The organism is Escherichia sp. E4742 (genome assembly GCF_005843885.1).
Lineage (GTDB): Bacteria > Pseudomonadota > Gammaproteobacteria > Enterobacterales > Enterobacteriaceae > Escherichia.
Genome location: NZ_CP040443.1, coordinates 24,456 through 45,101 on the forward strand (window position 1 = coordinate 24,456; position 20,646 = coordinate 45,101).

At 50.9% G+C, this 20,646-nt stretch carries 16 protein-coding genes; 2 read left to right on the plus strand and 14 right to left on the minus strand.

Annotated features, from left to right (window positions below; translation table 11 throughout):
- Window position 1: 1 nt before the first annotated feature.
- From fcl to wza, 11 genes are all read right to left on the minus strand, one after another.
- Entirely contained in the window at window positions 2-967 is a 966-nt protein-coding gene (gene fcl, locus FEM44_RS00115; RefSeq protein ID WP_135522204.1) for a GDP-L-fucose synthase, read from the minus strand.
- A gap of 2 nt (window positions 968-969) precedes the next feature.
- Entirely contained in the window at window positions 970-2,091 is a 1,122-nt protein-coding gene (gmd, locus tag FEM44_RS00120) for a GDP-mannose 4,6-dehydratase (protein ID WP_135522205.1), read from the minus strand.
- Between the two features lie 26 nt (window positions 2,092-2,117).
- Window positions 2,118-2,666, minus strand: a complete 549-nt coding sequence (gene wcaF, locus FEM44_RS00125; protein ID WP_135522206.1) for a colanic acid biosynthesis acetyltransferase WcaF — start codon at window positions 2,664-2,666, stop codon at window positions 2,118-2,120.
- A gap of 79 nt (window positions 2,667-2,745) precedes the next feature.
- Entirely contained in the window at window positions 2,746-3,492 is a 747-nt protein-coding gene (gene wcaE, locus FEM44_RS00130) for a colanic acid biosynthesis glycosyltransferase WcaE (protein ID WP_135522207.1), read from the minus strand.
- A gap of 10 nt (window positions 3,493-3,502) precedes the next feature.
- Window positions 3,503-4,720: a colanic acid polymerase WcaD gene (gene wcaD / locus FEM44_RS00135; RefSeq protein WP_000107816.1), complete on the minus strand. Its 1,218-nt coding sequence runs from the start codon at window positions 4,718-4,720 to the stop codon at window positions 3,503-3,505.
- On the minus strand, window positions 4,695-5,912 hold the full coding sequence (gene wcaC, locus FEM44_RS00140) for a colanic acid biosynthesis glycosyltransferase WcaC (protein WP_135522208.1): 1,218 nt from the start codon (window positions 5,910-5,912) through the stop codon (window positions 4,695-4,697). Before wcaC ends, wcaD begins: the two co-directional genes overlap by 26 nt.
- Window positions 5,909-6,397 carry a colanic acid biosynthesis acetyltransferase WcaB gene (gene wcaB / locus FEM44_RS00145; protein ID WP_135522209.1) on the minus strand — a complete coding sequence of 163 codons (489 nt, stop codon included), beginning with the start codon at window positions 6,395-6,397 and terminating at the stop codon, window positions 5,909-5,911. The genes wcaC and wcaB overlap by 4 nt, the downstream gene beginning before the upstream one ends.
- 2 nt (window positions 6,398-6,399) lie before the next feature.
- Window positions 6,400-7,239, minus strand: a complete 840-nt coding sequence (gene wcaA / locus FEM44_RS00150) for a colanic acid biosynthesis glycosyltransferase WcaA (RefSeq protein ID WP_135522210.1) — start codon at window positions 7,237-7,239, stop codon at window positions 6,400-6,402.
- Window positions 7,240-7,331: 92 nt separating this feature from the next.
- Window positions 7,332-9,494 carry a tyrosine-protein kinase Wzc gene (wzc, locus tag FEM44_RS00155; protein ID WP_135522211.1) on the minus strand — a complete coding sequence of 721 codons (2,163 nt, stop codon included), beginning with the start codon at window positions 9,492-9,494 and terminating at the stop codon, window positions 7,332-7,334.
- A gap of 2 nt (window positions 9,495-9,496) precedes the next feature.
- Entirely contained in the window at window positions 9,497-9,940 is a 444-nt protein-coding gene (wzb, locus tag FEM44_RS00160) for a low molecular weight protein-tyrosine-phosphatase Wzb (protein WP_000482891.1), read from the minus strand.
- A 5-nt stretch (window positions 9,941-9,945) separates the two neighbouring features.
- Window positions 9,946-11,085, minus strand: a complete 1,140-nt coding sequence (gene wza / locus FEM44_RS00165) for a polysaccharide export protein Wza (protein ID WP_000978094.1) — start codon at window positions 11,083-11,085, stop codon at window positions 9,946-9,948.
- A 659-nt stretch (window positions 11,086-11,744) separates the two neighbouring features.
- On the opposite strand from wza, the gene FEM44_RS00170 reads away from it, so the two are divergent.
- Window positions 11,745-13,328, plus strand: coding sequence for a TerC family protein (locus tag FEM44_RS00170; RefSeq protein ID WP_135522280.1), 1,584 nt, complete (start codon window positions 11,745-11,747; stop codon window positions 13,326-13,328).
- Window positions 13,329-13,787: 459 nt separating this feature from the next.
- Here the strand turns inward: FEM44_RS00170 and asmA are convergent, their stop codons facing one another.
- The 3 genes from asmA to udk all read right to left on the minus strand — a co-directional run bounded on the left by asmA (window position 13,788) and on the right by udk (window position 16,977).
- Window positions 13,788-15,641 carry an outer membrane assembly protein AsmA gene (gene asmA, locus FEM44_RS00175; RefSeq protein ID WP_135522212.1) on the minus strand — a complete coding sequence of 618 codons (1,854 nt, stop codon included), beginning with the start codon at window positions 15,639-15,641 and terminating at the stop codon, window positions 13,788-13,790.
- A 21-nt stretch (window positions 15,642-15,662) separates the two neighbouring features.
- The gene (gene dcd / locus FEM44_RS00180; protein WP_001234767.1) at window positions 15,663-16,244 is read right to left on the minus strand and encodes a dCTP deaminase; all 582 of its coding nucleotides are present in this window, start codon (window positions 16,242-16,244) and stop codon (window positions 15,663-15,665) included.
- A 91-nt stretch (window positions 16,245-16,335) separates the two neighbouring features.
- Window positions 16,336-16,977, minus strand: coding sequence for a uridine kinase (udk, locus tag FEM44_RS00185; RefSeq protein ID WP_064529458.1), 642 nt, complete (start codon window positions 16,975-16,977; stop codon window positions 16,336-16,338).
- 318 nt (window positions 16,978-17,295) lie between these two features.
- On the opposite strand from udk, the gene FEM44_RS00190 reads away from it, so the two are divergent.
- Entirely contained in the window at window positions 17,296-20,613 is a 3,318-nt protein-coding gene (locus FEM44_RS00190; protein ID WP_135522213.1) for a diguanylate cyclase, read from the plus strand.
- Window positions 20,614-20,646: the final 33 nt, after the last annotated feature.

Genomic DNA, 20,646 nt, shown 5'->3' on the forward strand with positions numbered 1-20,646 from the left:
ATTACCCCCGAAAGCGGTCTTGATTCTCAAGGAACCACTGGTAAGTGCTGGCAAGCCCCGCTTCCAGTGAGATTTCGTGATACCAGCCAAGCTGATGCAGGCGCGTCACATCCAGCAGTTTGCGCGGCGTGCCATCCGGTTTGCTGGCATCAAAAACCACCCGACCTTTGTACCCCACCACTTTGGCGATGGTTTGCGCCAGCTCGCGGATAGTGCAGTCAACGCCGGTGCCGACGTTAATGTGCGACAGCATCGGCTGGGTATTTTCCAGCCAGACTTCGTGCGCCAGCTCCATCACATGAATGCTTGCCGCCGCCATATCATCGACGTGCAGAAATTCGCGCATCGGTGTACCGCTACCCCACACCACCACGTCCGGCGCATTCTGTGCCGTCGCCTCGTGGAAGCGACGCAGCAATGCAGGGATCACATGGGAGTTACTCGGATGGAAGTTGTCGTGCGGTCCGTACAGGTTGGTCGGCATGACTGAGCGGTAATCGCGTCCATACTGGCGGTTGTAAGATTCGCACAGTTTGATCCCGGCGATTTTGGCAATGGCATAAGGCTCGTTGGTCGGCTCCAGCGTACCCTGCAACAGCTCGCTTTCTGCCATCGGCTGTTTTGCCAGTTTCGGGTAGATACAGGACGATCCGAGAAACAGCAGTTTGTTCACGTCGTTCTGATGCGCGGCGTGAATGATGTTGCTCTCAATCATCATGTTCTGGTAGATGAAATCCGCCGGATACGTGTTGTTGGCGACAATGCCGCCCACTTTCGCCGCCGCCAGATAGACCTGGTTAATGCGTTCGCTGGCAAAGAAATCATGCACCGCGCGGCTGTCCAGCAGGTTCAGTTCGTCGCGGGTGCGTAATACCAGTTCCACATCACCGCGCTGTTCGAGCTGCCGCCTGATGGCGGAACCGACCATCCCGCGATGGCCAGCGATAAAAATTCGTTGTTTACTCATGCTTATGACTCCAGCGCGATCGCCACGTCGTAGCCGTGAGATTTCAGCAGAGAGTGTTTTTTCGCCGCTTCAAGGTCGTTAGCCACCATTTCAGACACCATCTCTCTGAGGGTGATTTCTGGTTTCCAGCCCAGTTTTTCGTGCGCTTTGGTCGGGTCGCCGAGCAGCGTCTCTACTTCAGCCGGACGGAAGTAACGCGGGTCAACGGCGATAATCACATCGCCCGGTTTAACGCCCGGCGCGTCATGCCCGGTGACGGAAACCACAATGCCCTTCTCTTCAACGCCCGTACCTTCAAAGCGCAGTTTGATGCCCAGTTGTGCCGCAGCCATTTCCACGAACTGGCGCACGGAGTACTGAACGCCGGTAGCGATAACGAAATCTTCCGGCTGTTCCTGTTGCATCATCATCCACTGCATTTTCACGTAGTCTTTGGCATGACCCCAGTCACGCAGGGAATCCATGTTGCCGAGATACAGGCACGACTCCAGCCCCTGAGCGATGTTGGCGATTGCGCGGGTGATTTTGCGGGTAACGAAGGTTTCGCCGCGGCGCGGGGATTCATGGTTAAACAGAATGCCGTTGCAGGCGTACATGCCGTAGGATTCGCGGTAGTTAACGGTGATCCAGTAGGCGTACAGTTTGGCGACCGCATACGGAGATCGCGGGTAGAACGGCGTGGTCTCTTTCTGCGGAATTTCCTGCACCAGACCGTACAGTTCAGAGGTGGAAGCCTGATAAAAACGGGTTTTCTTTTCCAGACCGAGGAAGCGGATCGCCTCCAGCAGGCGCAGCGTACCCATCGCATCAACGTCTGCGGTATATTCCGGTGACTCAAAAGAAACCGCAACGTGGCTCATTGCGCCCAGGTTGTACACTTCATCCGGCTGCACTTCACGCAAAATGCGCGTCAGGTTGGAGGTATCACTCAGGTCGCCATAATGCAGATGGAATTTCGGGTTGCAGGTGTGCGGATCCTGATAAATGTGATCCACGCGCTCGGTGTTGAATGACGATGCGCGACGCTTAATACCATGCACCTCGTAACCTTTTTCCAGCAGCAGTTCTGCCAGGTAAGAACCGTCTTGTCCGGTTACACCGGTGATGAGAGCGACTTTTGACATGTCTTATTCCTCTGTATTTTTTGAATTTATTCAGTTTCAACGCGTTCGCGTATCACCACTGCGGGATTCCCCCGGCAAATGGCATTTGCCGGAAGCGATTTAAAAACACTGCTTCGCGCACCCACGACGGTGCCGTCGCCGATCGTGACGCCAGGGGCAACAAAAACATCTGTCGCCAGCCAGCATTTCTCGCCAATCACAATGGGCGTGGCGTTAATGGTGAAATGTCGACTTGCATGGTCGTGGCTACCGGTGCATAAATAACTTTTTTGCGATATCACCGAATGTGCGCCAATGGTTATTTCACCGAGGGTATATAAATTGACGTCATCGCCGACCCACGCGTAATCACCTAAGGTTAATTTCCACGGATAGGTAATTTTTACTGACGGGCGAATAACTACGTTTTTTCCTATTTTTGCGCCGAATAAACGTAATAAAAATGCCCGCCAGCGATACAATATTTGTGGAGACCAGGAAAATAATGTTGCCTGTACTGCCCACCACAATTGCACTTTAATAGGGTTGCCGCCCCGGAACCCTTTCGGCACCGAGAAACCGCTTAAATCTTGCATTGGTATTCCTTATATACTCTAAATAATTCGAGTTGCAGGAAGGCTAACGCATATGCAACTTGAAGTATGACGAGTATATTCAGACTTTGTTATATAAGGCTTTAGTCTTACCTGTCGTGCGCTGGCGTAAATGCCAGGATAATTCTGCCCAGAAACCAGGCACATGTAATATTTGCCGTTGGACTTTTTTGGCGTCAGCACACAATTCCATATTATTGGTGGTAGATACCCCACCCATAGAAAATTCAGACACCAGGCCATTGAGTTTTTTAAATGCATAACCGGCTTTATACATTTTGGCTGCCAGCGCGTAATCGGAAGAAACTTTATATTCCAGGTCATAACGCCATTTTTTCAAACCGGATACAGGGAAAAATATCGCCTGATGACTGGCGGGCAGGCTGTGATAAATATACCAGCCAGGTTTGGCGCTACGTTTAATTTTATGCCCGTCGCCAAAATCCAGCAGCGCATCGCCGGTGATCATCACGTTATCGGATTGCGTTTTCAGTTTGCGTACAAAACGCGCCGCATCGTGATGGAAAATATCGCCCGAGTTAAGAAACAGCGCGAACTTGCCTTGCGCCATTTCAATACCTTTGTTCATGGCATCGTAGATACCATTATCTGGCTCACTAACAAAGCGCAGGTTATAGATACCACGGAGATTTTCCAGATACTCACGAGTGCCGTCGTTGGAACCACCATCGACAACAATCCATTCGAAGCTGATATCGTCTGCCTGCGCCAGATGCGCCAGCGAGGCATGTGTTTTAGCAATCCCTTCAAGATTACGAAACGCGACAGTGATTATGCTAAGCAACATGTTCTTATTCTTACCTCGTAATATTTAACGCTTTTCGCAAAATAAACGGACAGACGATTAAAAATGCATATTCCGGGCTAAATATCGAACCGGTAAAAAACAGCGATACCGGAGTAAAAAGATAGAGCTGCACGCGAAAATTGCGATTATCGCCAAAAGCGTTGATCATCATTTTTATCACTTTCCCCATATACCACAGCGATAAAAACACCGCGAACCAGGAAAAATAAATAATCAGCAGATACAAACCATTGTCTATGGTTTTTCCGACATCCGCACCGTTAAATATTCCGAATGATGCGACATATTCATAAAGTGAGCCAAATCTGACCACACCGTCAATATGGGTCAAAGAATAACCGACCATCACCAGCGGACCGACAATACGATAATATGATGACGATCCTTCTGTACCTAAATCGCCCAGACGGGTGGAAATATAAGGAAACGCGATTACCACACCAACCAGGAATACAGCCAGAGAAATCAATGCTAACGGTAACTTTTTCTTAATCGCCTCTTTATTCAGATACTGAAATGCCCACTCCAGCAAATAAAACAGGATAAAGGTCATAACCCCTGAAAACGATCCGGATAATATTATCCCTGCGAGAATCATAGCATCAGTTTTAGGCGTTTTGATACCAAACTGTTTGATACTGAGCCAAATTGAGATTAATGCCAGAGCGAAAAATGCCGGTTCGAAATAAAGTGCCGTAGTTCTCTTGCCGCCGAATTTAATGAAATTCAGTACATAGCTGTTGCTGTAAATCAGATATTTCGAAATCGACTCCATAATACTGCTGCCGCCGGTGAGGATAATTTGCGCCATCTCCACCGCCGCCAGCGCCACCACCAGCCCGACAACCAGATAAAAGAAACGTAATATCTTGCGATGGTTGTGTGGCGAAATGGTTTTAAAGCGAATGCTCCACACCATGCCAATAATGATCACAATATAGACAAACAGCATAGTTGAAGTGACATATTTGCTGGCATCCAAAGACTGACCAAACAAATAGTTAAACGCAGTGAGTCCCGCACCAATCCCTAAGGCAATCATCAATTTTTTAACGCTGATGCGCTCTAAAAACAGCAGCAGCAAAACAGGTAAAAAAGTGACGATGGTGATGGGGAAACTTTCGCCAAGTTGGGCGATTTTGACGTTAACCAGCAGGTAAATCAGCGGCAGCAACAGGTAGCTACAGATTCTGATAGACGTTGACATACTCCTCCAGCATCTGTTGTCCACTGTAGGCGGCGCGGCTGCGTTGGCTGAACCCGGCCAGCGTGGTACCAAATATCGCCTGCGCGATTTCCGGTTTGCTTAACTGCACCAGTTGCATCACGTCTTCTTCGCTGACGGTTTTACCGCCGGATTTTTGCAGCACTTCCCGCGCCGCATCGCTATGGGTGGCAATCACCGGCACGCCAATCGATAGCGCCTCACACAAAATCAGCGGGTAGTTATCGACGCGAGAACTGAACACCAGCGCATCCATCTGATTGAGTGCGCTCATTAACTTACGTTTGTCGGTTTCAAAGCCGTGATTAACCACGTTACCAGCGGTGAACGGCGAGAACTTACCAAAAGTATGCAGTTCGATTTTGTCGCCCAGCGCCATCATCTCGCGCACCAGTTGCTGGTTAGTTTTGCCGTCGTAACGCAGGTCATGCGCCACCACCGCGATTTTCGGCTTGCCCTGAGTTTCGCGCACCGGAGGCAGGTCCGCCAGAATCGCCTCAGTTGCCATATCAATGCCATTATTGATGATCCGGCAACGCCCTGGACCGTACAGGCTATTGAAAGCATCAGCCACATGCTGGCTGGGGGAAATAAACTGGCAGCCCAGCGCCAGCATCTCGCGGAATAACTGGCGTTTGCCCGCCACCAGCTGGTGTGCGCGATCAATCTTCACCGGCGGATAATTATTTAAGGTCGGGCATTTCTGGCAGCCCGTTTTCCAGCCTTCGCAACCGTCGGTAAAGGCGCAGCGTCCGGTAACACTCCAGTGGTCGTGTAACGTCCAGACCAGAGTGACGTCCGGTTTATGGTTTTTCACTTTTTCGCAAAAGCGCACCACGCTGTTAAGATTCAACCAGTAGCTGTGCAGCACATGAAAATGCAGGACTACCGGCCCCGATGTGCGGGTAATGGAACGGTACAACTCATTGAAATTGCCGAACAGATCGCGATTAAACAGACGAAACAGCGCAATGTTCGCCATCGCCGTCATCCGCGGCGTATGTTTGATTACCTGCGGATAGTTTTGATGGCTGACGCTCTCTTTGCCGCCTTTGCCGTAGCCGTAGACAAAATGTGACGCCAGCCCCTGTTGCAGCGCGCGCTGGTGGAGATCTAACGCCACACCTGCCGCTCCACCTTCCGCCAGTCGCACATTAAATTGCAAAATATTCATTTAATTACCTTCACTCGCGCTTTTTCTCCCACCACCAGCGCGTTGTCCGGGACAGAATCGAGCACCACGCTGCCCGCACCTACGGTGACGTTGTTACCAATCGTGATATCACCCAGAATAATGACGTTGGCACCGAGTTCGACACCGTCGCCAATGTATGGACATGCCATGTTATCGGCGCCACGATTGCCGATAGTGACACCGTGGCGAATGGTGAAATCATCCCCCGCTACCACGTTTTTATTGATCACTACGGTGTAACCGTGATGAATAGTGAAGCGGCGACCAATAGTTGCGGCGGCCTGGATTTCATAACCGAAAATGCATTCGGTGATAATGCGATACAGCACCAGCAGCGGGGCCGCCCACAGATTGTTGAGGACGTTCTTTTTGCGCCACACTGAACAAAAATGAGCGACGCGATAGGCAAGCACCATGCAGCACGGGCGTAAACTCCAGCTGTTGGCGCGCAGATCTTCCAGCATCTTTAGCGCCCCCGGATTCCATCAGCCAGACGTTTGCCGTTACGCACCGACAGCAGCGTCAGCAAAGTGCGCCAGGTCATGCGTTTATTGCGGATCTGGTAGAGGGTAAACAGCTGATATTTTTTGCTGGCGCGGTCAAATTTGTCTTTGTGCTTGCGGTAAAAGTGGAAGTATCCGGAGAATTTTTTCGGTGACGAGGTGATCTGCATTTCGCCGTGATTGATATGCAGGATCTGCGTCGCCTCTTCCACTTTCCACGGTTCGCCGTACTCCACCACCATCCGCAGGAAGATGTCGTAATCCTGTGCCGCTTTCAGTTCGGTATCGAACAAACACTCTTTGAAACGCCATGCCCAGGTAAAGACCTGATTGCCAATGATATTGCGTTTGTAGAACAGATGGCGTGAATACGGCGATTTGGGATACAGCGGCAAACTTGCCGGCTGGGAGTAGACCTCGCCCTGGCATACGTAGTCGTTAGCGTACAAAAAGGCGTGAGTGACCAGTTGCTGTTTATGGGCGAGGAAGACGCTCAGGCGGTTGGGTGTCCATTCATCATCATCATCGATCCCGGTGATGTATTCCCCTTGCGCCAGCATAATCGCCTGGTTACGTACCGCGCACGCCCCGCTATTAATGTCGTTGTGAATGTAAGTGATACGCGGATCGTTGAGGGCGGTGACGTACTGTTGCAGTTGTTCCCAGGAGGAGGAGCAATCATCCACGATGATCATCTCCCAGTTGCTGTACTCCTGGCGCAGGACCGATTTTATCGCCCGAATCGCCAATTGTTGGCGGTTCCAGGTCGGCATATAAATTGAGATCAGAGGATTGTCTTTCATAGGTTGTTCTCCCGGCTTATGAGCTGGTTTGCTTGCCGGATGCGGCGTGAACGCCTTATCCGGCCTACGGGGTGGTGCGAATGCAGGCGTCGTTATTTCGCATCCGACTTATATTCGTATTCGTAATAGCCATAATCCTGATACGCGCTGGCGCGGCGGAAGATGGAGTTCAGAATCACCCCTTTCACCGGAATACCGTTTTGCTCAAAGCGGCTCAGACTGGTTTCCACTTCTTTCAATGTGTTGACCGCATAACGCGCCACCATTAATGTGGTTCCGACATGACGCCCGACAATTGCTGCATCGGTCACTGCCAGAATCGGCGGCGTATCAATCAACACCAGGTCGTAGTTTTTACTCGCCCAGCTCACCAGTTCGGCAAAGCGTTCGCTCATCAACAGTTCAGAAGGATTTGGCGGCACCTGACCGCGCGGGATCAGGTCAAATTTGGCAATAGAGGTCGGTTTAGCAGCGGTAGTAATATCGCCCTGACCAATCAGAATTTCCGACAGCCCATTGACGTTATTGGTGCCCAGCAGCTCGTGGGTGTAGCCTTTGCGCATATCGCAGTCGATCAACAACACCCGTTTATTGGTCTGGCTGATCACCGCCGCAAGGTTGGCACAGACAAAGGTTTTACCGATTGACGGGCTAACCCCGGTCATCATCAACACATTGTTCTGCGCCTGCATCATCGCGAAGTGCAGACTGGTACGCAGACTGCGGATGGCTTCAATTGCCAGATCGGTTGGATTCCCCACCGCCAGTAGCTGGCTCTGTTTATAGCGTTTAATCCCTTTGATGGTTTTGACGCTATCGCGCGCTTTCTGCCATTCCGACAGCGGGATGCTGGCATAGACGCTAATACCGTGTTCTTCCAGCACCTGCGGGCTTTCGATGCCGCGATTAAACAACGAGCGCAGCAATACACCCACGATAGAGAGCATCAGGCCAAGGATAATCGCGCCGAGGATAATCAGCCCTTTCTTCGGTTTCAGCACACCAGGCTGGGTGATTGCCGGGTCAACAATGCGCACATCGCCGACGGTGCTGGCTTCGGTGATTTTCAGCTCCTGCTCTTTATTCAGCAGTTGCATATAGACCTGCTGACCAGACTCGACATCGCGGGTCAGACGCACAATTTCCTGCTGGGTTTTCGGCATCGCCGTTACGCGACCGTTAAGTTTGGCTTTTTCGTCTTCCAGCGCCTGACGTTTCTCCAGCAGCGTACGGTACGCCGGGTGAACTTTGGTGAACAGCTTAGAAATTTCCGCCTCTTTAAAGGTCAGTTCGTTCAGCTGCGCGTCGATGTTCACCATCGAATCCAGCACCGCTTTTGCTTCCAGCGGCAGATCAACAGAATCTTTATCCTGACGGAAGGCATTCAGTTTGTTTTCGGCGACATCGAGACGGCTACGTACTTCCGGCAATTGTTGCGCGAGGAAGGCGAGGCTTTTTGACGCTTCCGCCGATTTGCGCTCAATGTTTTGTTCCTGATAGTTGCGGGCGATGCTGTTAAGAATGTCGCGGATCTGCTCGCGATCTTCACCGGTATAAGTGAGGCTCAGTACGCCAGCGTCTTTGCCGTTCTCCGTTACCGTCAGGCTGTTTTGCAGTTGGTTGATCATCCCCAGCGTGGAGTATTTGGTGACGGTAAACTCACTGCCCGGGCTGGCGTGAATGGCTTCAACCATCAGCGTGACGCCTTCTTTTTTCAGCATCTGACCCGCTTGCCCACGAGCGCTAAAGCCGCCGTCGCTGCTCAAAGTGTAGTTTTTGTTGTCCAGCACATTAAGCGTAAATACCTGGTCCGCCATCTCTTTCGGGCGGTTAAAGGTGGTCACTTTCACCGTCTCGTTCTGACGTCCCATCAGGCGATCCCAACCCGCACCGAAAATCGGGAACGTGTTTTTGCTCACCGCAATATCGAGGTCGAGATCGTCCACCGTTTTACCAAGCACCAGACGCGAACGAATCAACTGGATCTCGGCGTCCGAGGCTGGCGGTTTGTTGGCTAACGCCGAACCAATGTCCTGCACCAGCGAATTGCCGCCGCTTTGTTCGATTTGTACCAGTGCGTCGGCGCTATATATCGGCGTAGCGAAGAAGGTGTAAACCACAGCACAGAGGGCGAATACGGCGGTGATGCCAATCACCCACCAGCGCGCTTCAATGACGGTGCCGACCAGGCGACCAATATCGATTTCATCACTGCCCGTTACCGGAGCGGCATGTTGTTTTACTTTTTCTGTCATTCTTATACCTGCTCTGCGTTCAATGCCTGCGCCCACTGGCGGGCAGACCGTTCAAGTAATGTGTACACCGCTGCAAACGTTTCCCGGCTTTTGCGATACGGGTCGGGGATTTCACATTCGTTATCCCAGTGACCAAACAGCATCACTTTGCCGCGCATCTCGGGTGCCATCTCGCATAAGCGTTCGATATGGCGCTTTTCCATGGTCAAAATCAGGTCATAGTTGCGACACAGGCGGCGGCTGATTTGTCGTGCACAGTGGCCTTCCAGAGACAGTTGATGTTCTGCGGCGATGCTGATAGCGGTAGGATCAGCGCCCTTACCGACCAGCGCGCCGAGTCCAGCGGACTCCACTTTCAGCTCCGGGTGATAACGTTGCAGTAAGCGTTCCGCCGTCGGGGAACGGCAAATATTGCCGACACAGACAACTAAGATGTTGTTAAACATGACGATTACCAGTTATGAATGTCGCTGGCTGTATCCGTCATGTAACGGACACCGCTAATAGTTGGCAGCAACTGATTGATCAGACGGTTCCAGCGGGAAACCGGGGCTGTGGTGACATAAACCACGTCATAAGGTTGCAGGCGGAATTCTGTCGCCATCACCAGCGACGTGGCATCAGACATATCCAGCTGGTAAATATTGGCAATTTTGCCGTTACGCCCGCCCTCGCCTTTCAGCGGACGAATGACAAAGATGCCGCTGGCATTGGAGGTGGTCATGTCGATGCCTTCAGCATTGCCCAGGGCTTCAGTCAGGGTCATGCCGCTAAAGTCCATTTTCAGGGTGCTCTGTTTCTTCACTTCACCCATCACAAACACTTTCAGATCATCATTACGCGGCACGTAGAGAATATCGCCCGGGTAAAGCAGTCGGTTCTGATTGAGGTCGCCGTTTTGCATCAGCGCCTGCAAAGAAATGCGTTCTTCACGACCGTTGTGTGTCAGCACCACGTTACGCCAGTCAGCGGTGTCGGTCAGGCCACCTGCGGCGTTGATGGCATCGAGAATGGTCAGCGGTACGTTGGTGATCGCTTGTTGACCGGATTTATTCACCTGACCGGAGATATAAGCTTTTTGCGAGCGGAAGGCGGCGATATTAACGTCCACCTGCGGGTCAGCGATGTATGTCGCTAAGCGCCCGGTAATATCACTGCGAATTTCAGCGAGCGTTTTCCCCACTACGTGAACCTTGCCTATATACGGGTAGAACATGGTGCCGTCAGGCTGTACCCAGTTGCCGGTGTCGCTGGAGCTGCGGTACTGACCGGCTGGCGTGGTGAGTTCCGGGTGATCCCAGACGGTGACATTAAGAACGTCCCCCGGCCCGACGCGATACTGGTAATTCGCGATCTCACTTTCCAGCGTCATATTGGGGCGCGCTACGTTGGGTCGTGGACGTAATTGATCAATCAGACGCGGGGTCAGCGGATAAACATTCACCATTTTGTCGAGATCGAAATCAGCGTCCTGCTGTTTGATGACGTCTTTACCCATCGTCGACATATTGCTGCCCGGAAGTACTGTGCAACCGCTTATCAAGGTTACTGACACCAATAATGGCATCAATTTCATTTTGGATTTCATCATTGTTTATTTATCACTTTGGCAGAGTAATTATCCTGTGCACTATTAATAGCAATGTCGCCATGCACATTTACCTTGCAGTTAATTGAATAAAAATTTAACTGGCATCAGTCCTAAAAAAATTGATTTCATCCGCAGGCTATTGACAGAATAATTCAGACTGGTCTTTCAGGCATCCAGACACGCTACCGCCCCTGGCTTTTTAGCTACCAATACACTGATTTAGTTTAGATTTTCTAACTTTTTCATCATGCAGTCGTTTATGAAAAAGTGTTATTCCGTGAATTAATTTTCCAGATATAAGGTGGCATTATGGTATTTGAATATTGGCGCTCCAATAATGCAGGAGGAAGTGTTACAGCTAACGGAATAGCAGGCAAGGTAACAATTCGGCAATTGGCTATTTTTAAGAATTATATTAAGTGTCATTCAATATGGTTTTTAGGAGTTTCTTTAGGTTGACAATATTTAATATAGTGTCTCCACATGCGATATTTCTTAAATAATATTTTATTATTACCACTTTTAATTCAGGGATAATGCAATGTTATAATCCTCAAATAATGTGAGATAAATAGTGCTGCAACATTGCATTTTTGCCCTGATTTATCCATGATCGAATTGTGACATTTGTCATACAACGAATAGGTTTTGTACTTACTATGGAATGGATTGCCGATCCGTCTATCTGGGCCGGGTTAATCACGCTGATTGTGATCGAACTGGTCCTCGGCATTGATAACCTGGTCTTTATTGCCATCCTCGCCGAAAAACTACCGCCGAAGCAGCGTGACCGCGCACGGGTTACCGGGCTGCTGCTGGCAATGTTAATGCGCCTGTTACTGCTGGCGTCAATCTCCTGGCTGGTCACCCTGACTCAACCGCTGTTCAGCTTCCGCTCGTTTACCTTTAGCGCCCGCGACTTAATCATGCTGTTTGGTGGTTTCTTCCTGTTGTTCAAAGCCACGATGGAGCTGAACGAACGGCTGGAAGGGAAAGACAGCAATAACCCCACACAACGCAAAGGCGCGAAGTTCTGGGGCGTGGTGACGCAAATTGTGGTGCTGGACGCTATCTTCTCACTCGACTCGGTGATTACCGCCGTCGGGATGGTTGATCATTTACTGGTCATGATGGCCGCCGTTGTTATTGCTATCAGCCTGATGCTGATGGCAAGTAAACCGTTAACCCAGTTCGTTAATAGCCATCCGACCATCGTCATACTCTGCTTAAGTTTCCTGTTGATGATTGGCTTTAGCCTGGTGGCGGAAGGTTTCGGATTCGCCATTCCGAAGGGCTATTTGTACGCCGCGATTGGTTTCTCGGTGATGATCGAGGCGCTCAATCAGTTGGCTATCTTTAACCGGCGACGTTTTCTTTCCGCTAACCAGACACTGCGCCAGCGGACTACCGAAGCGGTAATGCGCCTGTTAAGCGGACAAAAAGAAGATGCGGAACTGGACGCCGAAACCGCATCAATGCTGGTGGATCATGATAATCAGCAAATCTTTAATCCGCAGGAGCGGCGGATGATTGAGAGAGTACTTAATCTTAACCAGCGTACCGTCAGCAGCATTATGACGTCGCGCCACGATATTGAGCATATCGATCTCAACGCGCCGGAAGACGAGATTCGCCAGTTGCTGGAGCGAAATCAGCACACGCGGCTGGTCGTTACTGACGGCGATGACGCGGAAGATTTGCTCGGTGTTGTTCACGTTATCGACTTGCTACAACAGTCGCTGCGCGGCGAACCGCTCAACCTGCGAGTGTTGATACGCCAGCCGCTGGTGTTCCCGGAAACCTTGCCGTTGCTACCTGCCCTGGAGCAGTTCCGTAATGCCCGCACGCACTTTGCTTTTGTGGTGGATGAGTTTGGCTCGGTAGAAGGGATTGTGACATTAAGTGACGTCACCGAAACCATTGCCGGTAACTTACCGAACGAAGTGGAAGAGATCGACGCCCGCCATGATATTCAGAAGAATGCGGACGGTTCCTGGACGGCGAATGGTCATATGCCGCTGGAAGATCTGGTGCAATATGTGCCGCTGCCGCTGGATGAAAAACGTGAATATCACACCATTGCCGGGCTATTGATGGAATATTTGCAGCGTATTCCAAAACCTGGCGAAGAAGTTCAGGTAGGGGATTATTTGCTCAAAACGTTGCAGGTGGAAAGCCATCGTGTGCAGAAGGTGCAGATTATTCCGCTGCGTAAAGATGGCGAGTTGGAGTACGAGGTGTGATGGCATGTAGGCCTGATAAGACGCGTAAAGCGTCGCATCAGGCGTTTCGTTCAACCGGGAGAGTATGTGACATTGAAGGCTGTTCCGTTCGCTTTATGTTCCTCGCTACTATGGAACGCTCAAGTCGGTGAACGTGCCAGGGTGGCTCAATCGCCACCACCCTGGCAACCCGGGCTCCCGGCGGTAAATCGCCGCTGGCGCGGTCCCCTCATCTTATTCCTTTCGGCTATCGGGTACGGGCGCGAGGTAACATCCCTGTAAAACGCGCCCTCAGCCCACATCCATGTGGGCTGCCCCGGCCTACAGGAAACGATTCGGCGATTTACAGCCGGACCAACACCCTCGCTGAAATACCTTACTTTTACTGATGATTCATCTTTGCTGAAAGTAATCTACGTGATTGCCTGATGCGACGCTTTACGCGTCTTATCAGGCCTACAAATTATGTCATCTGGAAACTTACATCTTCTCCAGCAACTTCTTCACATCTTTGCCATTGCGGGAATCTTTATTCCGCTCGGCCCAGTCGTTAAGACGGCGTTTGGCTTCGTCCTGTAAGTGTTTACGCAGTAACTGATCCACTTGCAGGCTGTAATTAAGTTGTTGCCAGTTGCCATAAACCCGCAGAGGAACCGGCGTTTCTTTGAGGAAATCAATCAGTTTGCTTTCCCCGTTCCAACCGCCAATCACACGAATGTCAAACTGGGTGTCGCAGGTTTGCTCTGCCAGATTCAACGTGCCAGCCCCTGAAAGCGCCAGCACTGGCGATTGACCTTGCATGTCGTTTAACGTCACGACACCATCCTTCAACGTCAGATCGGTGGTAAAGCTATCAAGCCGCGTCACGTTATCGAAGTTTTCAGCGGCCTTCACATCACCGCCATTACGTTCTACCGCTTGTTGGATCATCTGCTGGAAGTTCATGCCTTCCATGCGCGTATCAGCCATTTCGACATGCGCCTGTCCTTGCCAGGTGTGGCGGAATGCGTTGGCATCAATGTCAGCACCAGAGAAATCCCCTGCCAGCGACATTTTCCCCGTTAATGAGATGGGGTAGTTGAAGGCATTCAGAATGGTGCCAATCTCGACATTTTCCAGCCGAGGATGGAAGACTATCCGTGGCTGTGAGGCTGTTGCATCCAGCGTACCCGGTAACGACACGACACCGTCGTTAAGTTTGCCCTGCAACTGGATAATCTCCAGCAGCCCCGCCTTGTTGGTCATTTGCGCAGTGACATCGGCAAAATCCATTCCACGCCAGCGCACGTTATTGGCCTGCAACAAAATATCTGCCGCAAAGCCTTTCAGCCCCTGATACGCAGGTTCATCAACGCGTGAGGAAATTACCGGACGTGGCAGCGTCGGTTGGCTTTGCCCCTGTTGAGCAACGCCATTTTGCTTAGTCATCACCTCATTCATCGGCAGCAAATTATCCAGATTTAACTGGGCAAATTGCAGTCTGAGCAGCCATTCTGGCTTCTCAAGCAGCGCTACCTGCGCCTGACCGGTCAGATTACTGTCGTTAGCGGTTAAATTGATTTGTTCAAAGGAGAGACGTTTTTGCGCTTCCTGCCACTGAGTCCTGAACTGACCATGGCCCTGAATCCCCTGCTTCGGGAGATCAGCGCCCTGCAGTTGCCAGTCAATCTGTTGAATATCTGCCGTTAAATCATGCGGGTAATCAGAAGCATCAACAGTCCCCTTGAGCGCTAACGTGAGATCGCGTTGGTCGCGATTTACCCGACCAGAGAATTCAAACGAACCGCGATGTTGTGGGTCCTGCTCCATTTGCAGGCGGATATCACGTACCGTAACCTGTTCGTCATTTTCATGCTGGAACACCAACACGCTATCACTGACCCGCAGACTGGCGATATCGAACGACCAGCCACGATCTTCCGCATCATCAGGTAACGTATTGTCTTTCGGGGCTATTGGGGCGTCTTCACTGCGCACTGCTTCTGTTTCCGGTGTCAGTTGAATGACTGCCCCTTTGAGCATGACTTGCTTAACGCTGAGTTGATGACTCAATAAAGGCCACAAGGCCACATCAAGGCGCATATTATCGGCACGTACCAGCGGTTGGCTGGCCCCGTTGGCCGTTAATATCATGCGACCAGAGAGGATACTAAGCTGCGGCCAGACGTGCCAACGCAGTGGCCCGTCGAGCTGCAATTGATAACCGCTACGTGCAGCAACCTGCTTGACCATATAGTCACGGAAATCATTCGGATTCACCAGCAACACTAACGCAGATAACCCAGCCACCAGCACGACCAGGAGTATCATCAGCGTCGTCAGAAATCGTCTCATGGTATCCTCAATGGGCCTGAATTAGTCTTTATCGATTCGGCTGGCAACTGCGCCCTGCTGGTTGCGATATTTCGCATCTTCACGGCGGTTGTATGGTCGCGCCGCCGGGCCGGAAAGCGGTTCAAAACTTAATGCGCCAATTAACATGCCCGGACGCAGCGCCAACGGCAATTTACCGGAGTTGTAAAACTCAAGCACAATGCAGCCAGACCAGCCCGGATCGATACGGTGCGCAGTGACGTGCACCATAAGTCCCAGACGCGCCAGTGAGGAACGCCCATCCAGCCAGCCCACCAGATCGGCTGGCAGCGTAACCGACTCCAGCGTCACCGCCAGCGCCAGTTCTCCCGGATGGAGATAAAATGCCTCGCCCTCGTCGAGCACGATTTCATCGCTCATCACCCGATCGAGCGCGGCGCTCACTTCATCTTTGGGACCGCTCAGATCGATAAACGCTGCCGTGTGACCACGGAAGGTACGAAACTTATTGCCCAGGCGCACATCTACCGTCGCGCCATTAATACGCTCCACCGGTGGACGTGGGTTGATCGACAAACGGCCTTCATCAAGCCAGGCTTCAATATCTCGGTCACACAGACGCATGGCATTTTCTCCTTTCGCGCATCACTCCCTTAACGCCAGTTACGTCAAGGGCATACCAGGTTATCACTGAACGGTACACAATTTACCAAGCTTATTCAAAGAACTGACTTATTTTCGCTTTCAATATATCGATCGCGATGCGGTTTTTACCGCCGCGCGGCACGATGATATCTGCATACTGTTTAGACGGTTCAATGAATTGCAGGAACATCGGGCGCACGGTTTTTTGATATTGCGCCATTACAGAATCCATCGAGCGACCACGCTCATTAACATCGCGCTTAATGCGACGCATCAGGCAGATATCCAGTGGTGTATCCACAAAAATCGAGAAGTTCAGCTCGTCGCGCAGACGCGCATCCGTCAGCAGCAAAATGCCTTCGAGAATAATGACTTTCTTCGGTTCAACCTTCACCGTTTCTTTCATACGCGTATGTTCAACGTAGCTGTAAACCGGCAGGTCGATAGCCGAACCGCGTTTCAGCGCCTGCAAATGTTGCAACAGCAGGCTGTGATCCATCGCGCTGGGATGGTCATAATTAGTTTTAACCCGTTCTTCCATCGACAGATGGCTTTGATCTTTGTAGTAACAGTCTTCCGGAATAACGCCGATGTGTTCATCACCGACTTGTTCACGTAATTCACGATAAAGGGTACTGGCAATGAGACTCTTGCCGGAAGCCGATGCGCCTGCGATACCGATAATGACGCACTGATGAGACTGATCAGTCATAAATTTAGCGACCTGAATAACCTGGATGTTAGGAAGGGGGCGCCGAAGCGCCAAACGCGGCAATTATAGGGATTTCATCCGCGTGATACCAGTCGAATAGCGTTGCCTTGCTCTCAGAGTTAATTGTTGACGATCAATTCCCTGATGCAAATTTAATTGCTCAGTTATGACGCAAAGTGAAAAATGTTATGCATAGTTGCGCAAATTATCCGCCATTACGTCACTTTATGAGCAATTTGCATATAAAATGTAAAACTTTTGTACTAGCATAAACACAGATACCAATACTGACGGCCTGGCCATGCGGATAGAGCGGTAATGAGTAAACCATCACAGCGTGTTTTAATTACCTTGCCTCATCCTCTGCTTCACCTCGTCAGTTTAGGTTTAGTCTCGTTTATCTTTACCCTTTTCTCGCTTGAGCTTTCGCAATTTGGCACTCAGCTTGCGCCGCTATGGTTCCCCACTTCCATTATGATGGTGGCGTTTTACCGCCATGCCGGACGCATGTGGCCTGGTATCGCGTTAGCCTGCTCACTGGGAAACATAGCCGCATCCGTGCTGCTCTTTTCCACCAGTTCGCTCAATATGACCTGGACGGCTATCAACATTATTGAAGCCGTCGTGGGCGCAATGCTGCTGCGAAAATTATTACCGTGGTATAACCCGCTACAAAATCTGGCTGACTGGCTTCGTCTTGCATTTGGCAGCGCCATCGTTCCACCTCTGTTGGGGGGCGTTCTGGTTGTCCTGCTGACGCCCGGAGACGATCCTCTCAGGGCTTTTTTGATATGGGTACTTTCAGAATCCATCGGCGCCCTGGCGCTGGTACCGCTGGGCCTGTTGTTTAAACCGCATTATCTATTACGCCATCGTAACCCACGACTGTTGTTTGAAACGCTGCTGACGTTAGCGATCACATTGACATTAAGCTGGCTTTCGATGCTGTATCTGCCGTGGCCTTTTACTTTCATTATTGTGCTGCTGATGTGGAGCGCCGTGCGCCTGCCACGAATGGAAGCCTTTTTGATCTTCCTCACGACAGTGATGATGGTTTCGTTAATGATGGCTGCCGACCCCACTCTGCTTGCCACGCCGCGAGCGTACCTGATGAGCCATATGCCGTGGCTGCCATTTTTGCTGATTCTGCTTCCCGCCAACATCATGACCATGGTGATGTACGCCTTCCGCACGGAACGTAAGCATATTTCCGAAAGCGAAACACGCTTTCGGAACGCCATGGAATATTCTGCTATCGGCATGGCGTTGGTGGGTACTGAGGGGCAATGGCTGCAAAGCAACAAAGCCCTGTGCCAGTTTCTCGGCTACAGCCAGGAAGAACTGCGTGCTCTCACCTTTCAGCAGCTGACCTGGCCGGAAGACCTCAATAAAGATCTGCAACACGTTGAGAAGTTGATTAGCGGTGAAATCAATACCTACTCAATGGAGAAACGCTACTACAACCGCCACGGCGACGTAGTTTGGGCGCTGCTTGCCGTCTCACTGGTGCGCCACACCGATGGCACGCCACTCTACTTCATTGCGCAGATAGAAGACATTAACGAGCTAAAACGCACCGAGCAGGTGAATAAGCAACTGATGGAACGCATCACGCTGGCTAACGAAGCAGGCGGGATTGGTATCTGGGAATGGGAGTTGAAGCCGGATATTTTCAGTTGGGATAAGCGGATGTTTGAACTTTACGAAATTTCCCCGCATATCAAACCAAACTGGCAGGTTTGGTATGACTGCGTGCTGCCGGAAGATCGAGAACACACCGAGAAAGTCATCCGCGATTCGCTGCAGGCTCGTTTGCCTTTTAAACTGGAATTTCGCATTACGGTAAAAGACGGTATTCGTCATATCCGCGCACTCGCCAATCGGGTTCTGAATAAAGAAGGCGAAGTCGAACGCCTGCTTGGCATCAATATGGATATGACAGAAGTAAAACAACTCAACGAGGCGCTGTTCCAGGAAAAAGAACGTCTGCATATCACCCTGGACTCTATCGGTGAAGCCGTGGTCTGTATTGATATGGCGATGAAAATCACCTTTATGAATCCAGTCGCGGAGAAAATGAGCGGCTGGAAGCAAGAAGAGGCGTTGGGCGTTCCGCTGCTGACGGTATTGCATCTTACAACTGGTGACACCGGGCCGTTAATTGAGAACATTTACAGTGCCGACACCTCACGTTCTGCTATTGAACAGGACGTGGTTCTCCACTGTCGTAGCGGTGGCAGCTATGACGTTCATTACAGTATTACGCCGTTAAGCACCCTGGATGGTAGTAGCATTGGTTCGGTGCTGGTGATTCAGGACGTCACCGAAGCACGCAAAATGCTACGTCAGCTTAGCTATAGCGCCTCTCACGATACCCTGACGCATCTGGCGAACCGTGCCAGTTTTGAGAAACAACTGCGAATACTGCTGCAAACCGTTCACAGTACGCATCAGCAACATGCACTGGTATTTATCGATCTTGATCGCTTTAAAGCGGTAAATGACAGCGCCGGGCATGCGGCCGGCGATGCTTTGCTGCGCGAACTGTCTTCGTTGATGCTGAGTATGCTGCGCTCCAGCGATCTACTGGCACGACTCGGTGGTGATGAATTTGGTCTGTTACTGCCAGATTGTAATGTCGAAAGTGCCCGTTTTATCGCGACACGCATTATCAATGCGATTAATGATTATCACTTTATGTGGGAAGGTCGGTTACATCGGGTAGGAGCAAGCGCCGGGATGACGTTAATAAACGACAGTAATCACCAGGCAACAGAAGTTATGTCCCAGGCCGATATCGCCTGTTATGCTTCGAAAAATGGTGGTCGTGGTCAGGTCACAGTTTATGAACCACAGCAGGCAACTGCACATAATGAACGGACAGTGATGTCGCTCGATGAACAGTGGCGGATGACTAAAGAGAATCCGCTTATGATGATTGCCCACGGCATCGCTTCGCCGCGAATAACGGAAACGCGGAATTTGTGGTTGATTTCGCTTAAGCTCTGGAGCAGCAAAGGCGAGTTGATTGATGAACAGGCATTCCGCCGTAGCTTCAGCGATCCGGCACTCAGCCACGCGCTTGACCGCCGGGTATTACGTGAATTTTTCCAACAAACAGCAAAAGCGGTTGCCAATAAAGGTTTAAGCATCGCCCTCCCCCTTTCCGTTGCGGGGCCAGGCAGCGTCACTCTGGTAGACGAATTGCTTGAGCAACTGGAACAAAGTTCATTACCACCACGGTTGTTCCATTTGGTCATTCCGGCAGAAGCAATTTTCGACCACGGACTGGCTATACAAAAACTGCGGCTGGCCGGATGCCGGATCGTACTCAGCCAGGTAGGGCGCGACCTGCAAATATTCAATACGCTCAAAGCAAATATGACGGATTATCTACTGCTTGACGCCGAGTTATGCGCCAGCGTACAGGGCAATTTAATGGATGAGATGCTGATTTCGATTATTCAGGGGCATGCCCAGCGGTTGGGTGTGAAAACCATCGCTGGGCCAGTAGCGTTGCCATTGGTATTGGATACGCTTTCTGACATTGGTGTTGATCTGATTTATGGCGATGTCATTGCCGAGGGTCAACCGTTGGAATCATTGGTTAATAGCAGTTATTTTGCAATTAACTGAGGAGCACTTTCCCATCGACTGATGCGACGCTAA

Excerpts from the sequence above, each read along its gene's own strand:
- fcl (WP_135522204.1), bottom strand. The coding sequence starts at position 967 with ATGAGTAAACAACGAATTTTTATCGCTGGCCATCGCGGGATGGTCGGT.
- gmd (WP_135522205.1), bottom strand. The coding sequence starts at position 2,091 with ATGTCAAAAGTCGCTCTCATCACCGGTGTAACCGGACAAGACGGTTCT.
- wcaF (WP_135522206.1), bottom strand. The coding sequence starts at position 2,666 with ATGCAAGATTTAAGCGGTTTCTCGGTGCCGAAAGGGTTCCGGGGCGGC.
- wcaE (WP_135522207.1), bottom strand. The coding sequence starts at position 3,492 with ATGTTGCTTAGCATAATCACTGTCGCGTTTCGTAATCTTGAAGGGATT.
- wcaD (WP_000107816.1), bottom strand. The coding sequence starts at position 4,720 with ATGTCAACGTCTATCAGAATCTGTAGCTACCTGTTGCTGCCGCTGATT.
- wcaC (WP_135522208.1), bottom strand. The coding sequence starts at position 5,912 with ATGAATATTTTGCAATTTAATGTGCGACTGGCGGAAGGTGGAGCGGCA.
- wcaB (WP_135522209.1), bottom strand. The coding sequence starts at position 6,397 with ATGCTGGAAGATCTGCGCGCCAACAGCTGGAGTTTACGCCCGTGCTGC.
- wcaA (WP_135522210.1), bottom strand. The coding sequence starts at position 7,239 with ATGAAAGACAATCCTCTGATCTCAATTTATATGCCGACCTGGAACCGC.
- wzc (WP_135522211.1), bottom strand. The coding sequence starts at position 9,494 with ATGACAGAAAAAGTAAAACAACATGCCGCTCCGGTAACGGGCAGTGAT.
- wzb (WP_000482891.1), bottom strand. The coding sequence starts at position 9,940 with ATGTTTAACAACATCTTAGTTGTCTGTGTCGGCAATATTTGCCGTTCC.
- wza (WP_000978094.1), bottom strand. The coding sequence starts at position 11,085 with ATGATGAAATCCAAAATGAAATTGATGCCATTATTGGTGTCAGTAACC.
- FEM44_RS00170 (WP_135522280.1), top strand. The coding sequence starts at position 11,745 with ATGGAATGGATTGCCGATCCGTCTATCTGGGCCGGGTTAATCACGCTG.
- asmA (WP_135522212.1), bottom strand. The coding sequence starts at position 15,641 with ATGAGACGATTTCTGACGACGCTGATGATACTCCTGGTCGTGCTGGTG.
- dcd (WP_001234767.1), bottom strand. The coding sequence starts at position 16,244 with ATGCGTCTGTGTGACCGAGATATTGAAGCCTGGCTTGATGAAGGCCGT.
- udk (WP_064529458.1), bottom strand. The coding sequence starts at position 16,977 with ATGACTGATCAGTCTCATCAGTGCGTCATTATCGGTATCGCAGGCGCA.
- FEM44_RS00190 (WP_135522213.1), top strand. The coding sequence starts at position 17,296 with ATGAGTAAACCATCACAGCGTGTTTTAATTACCTTGCCTCATCCTCTG.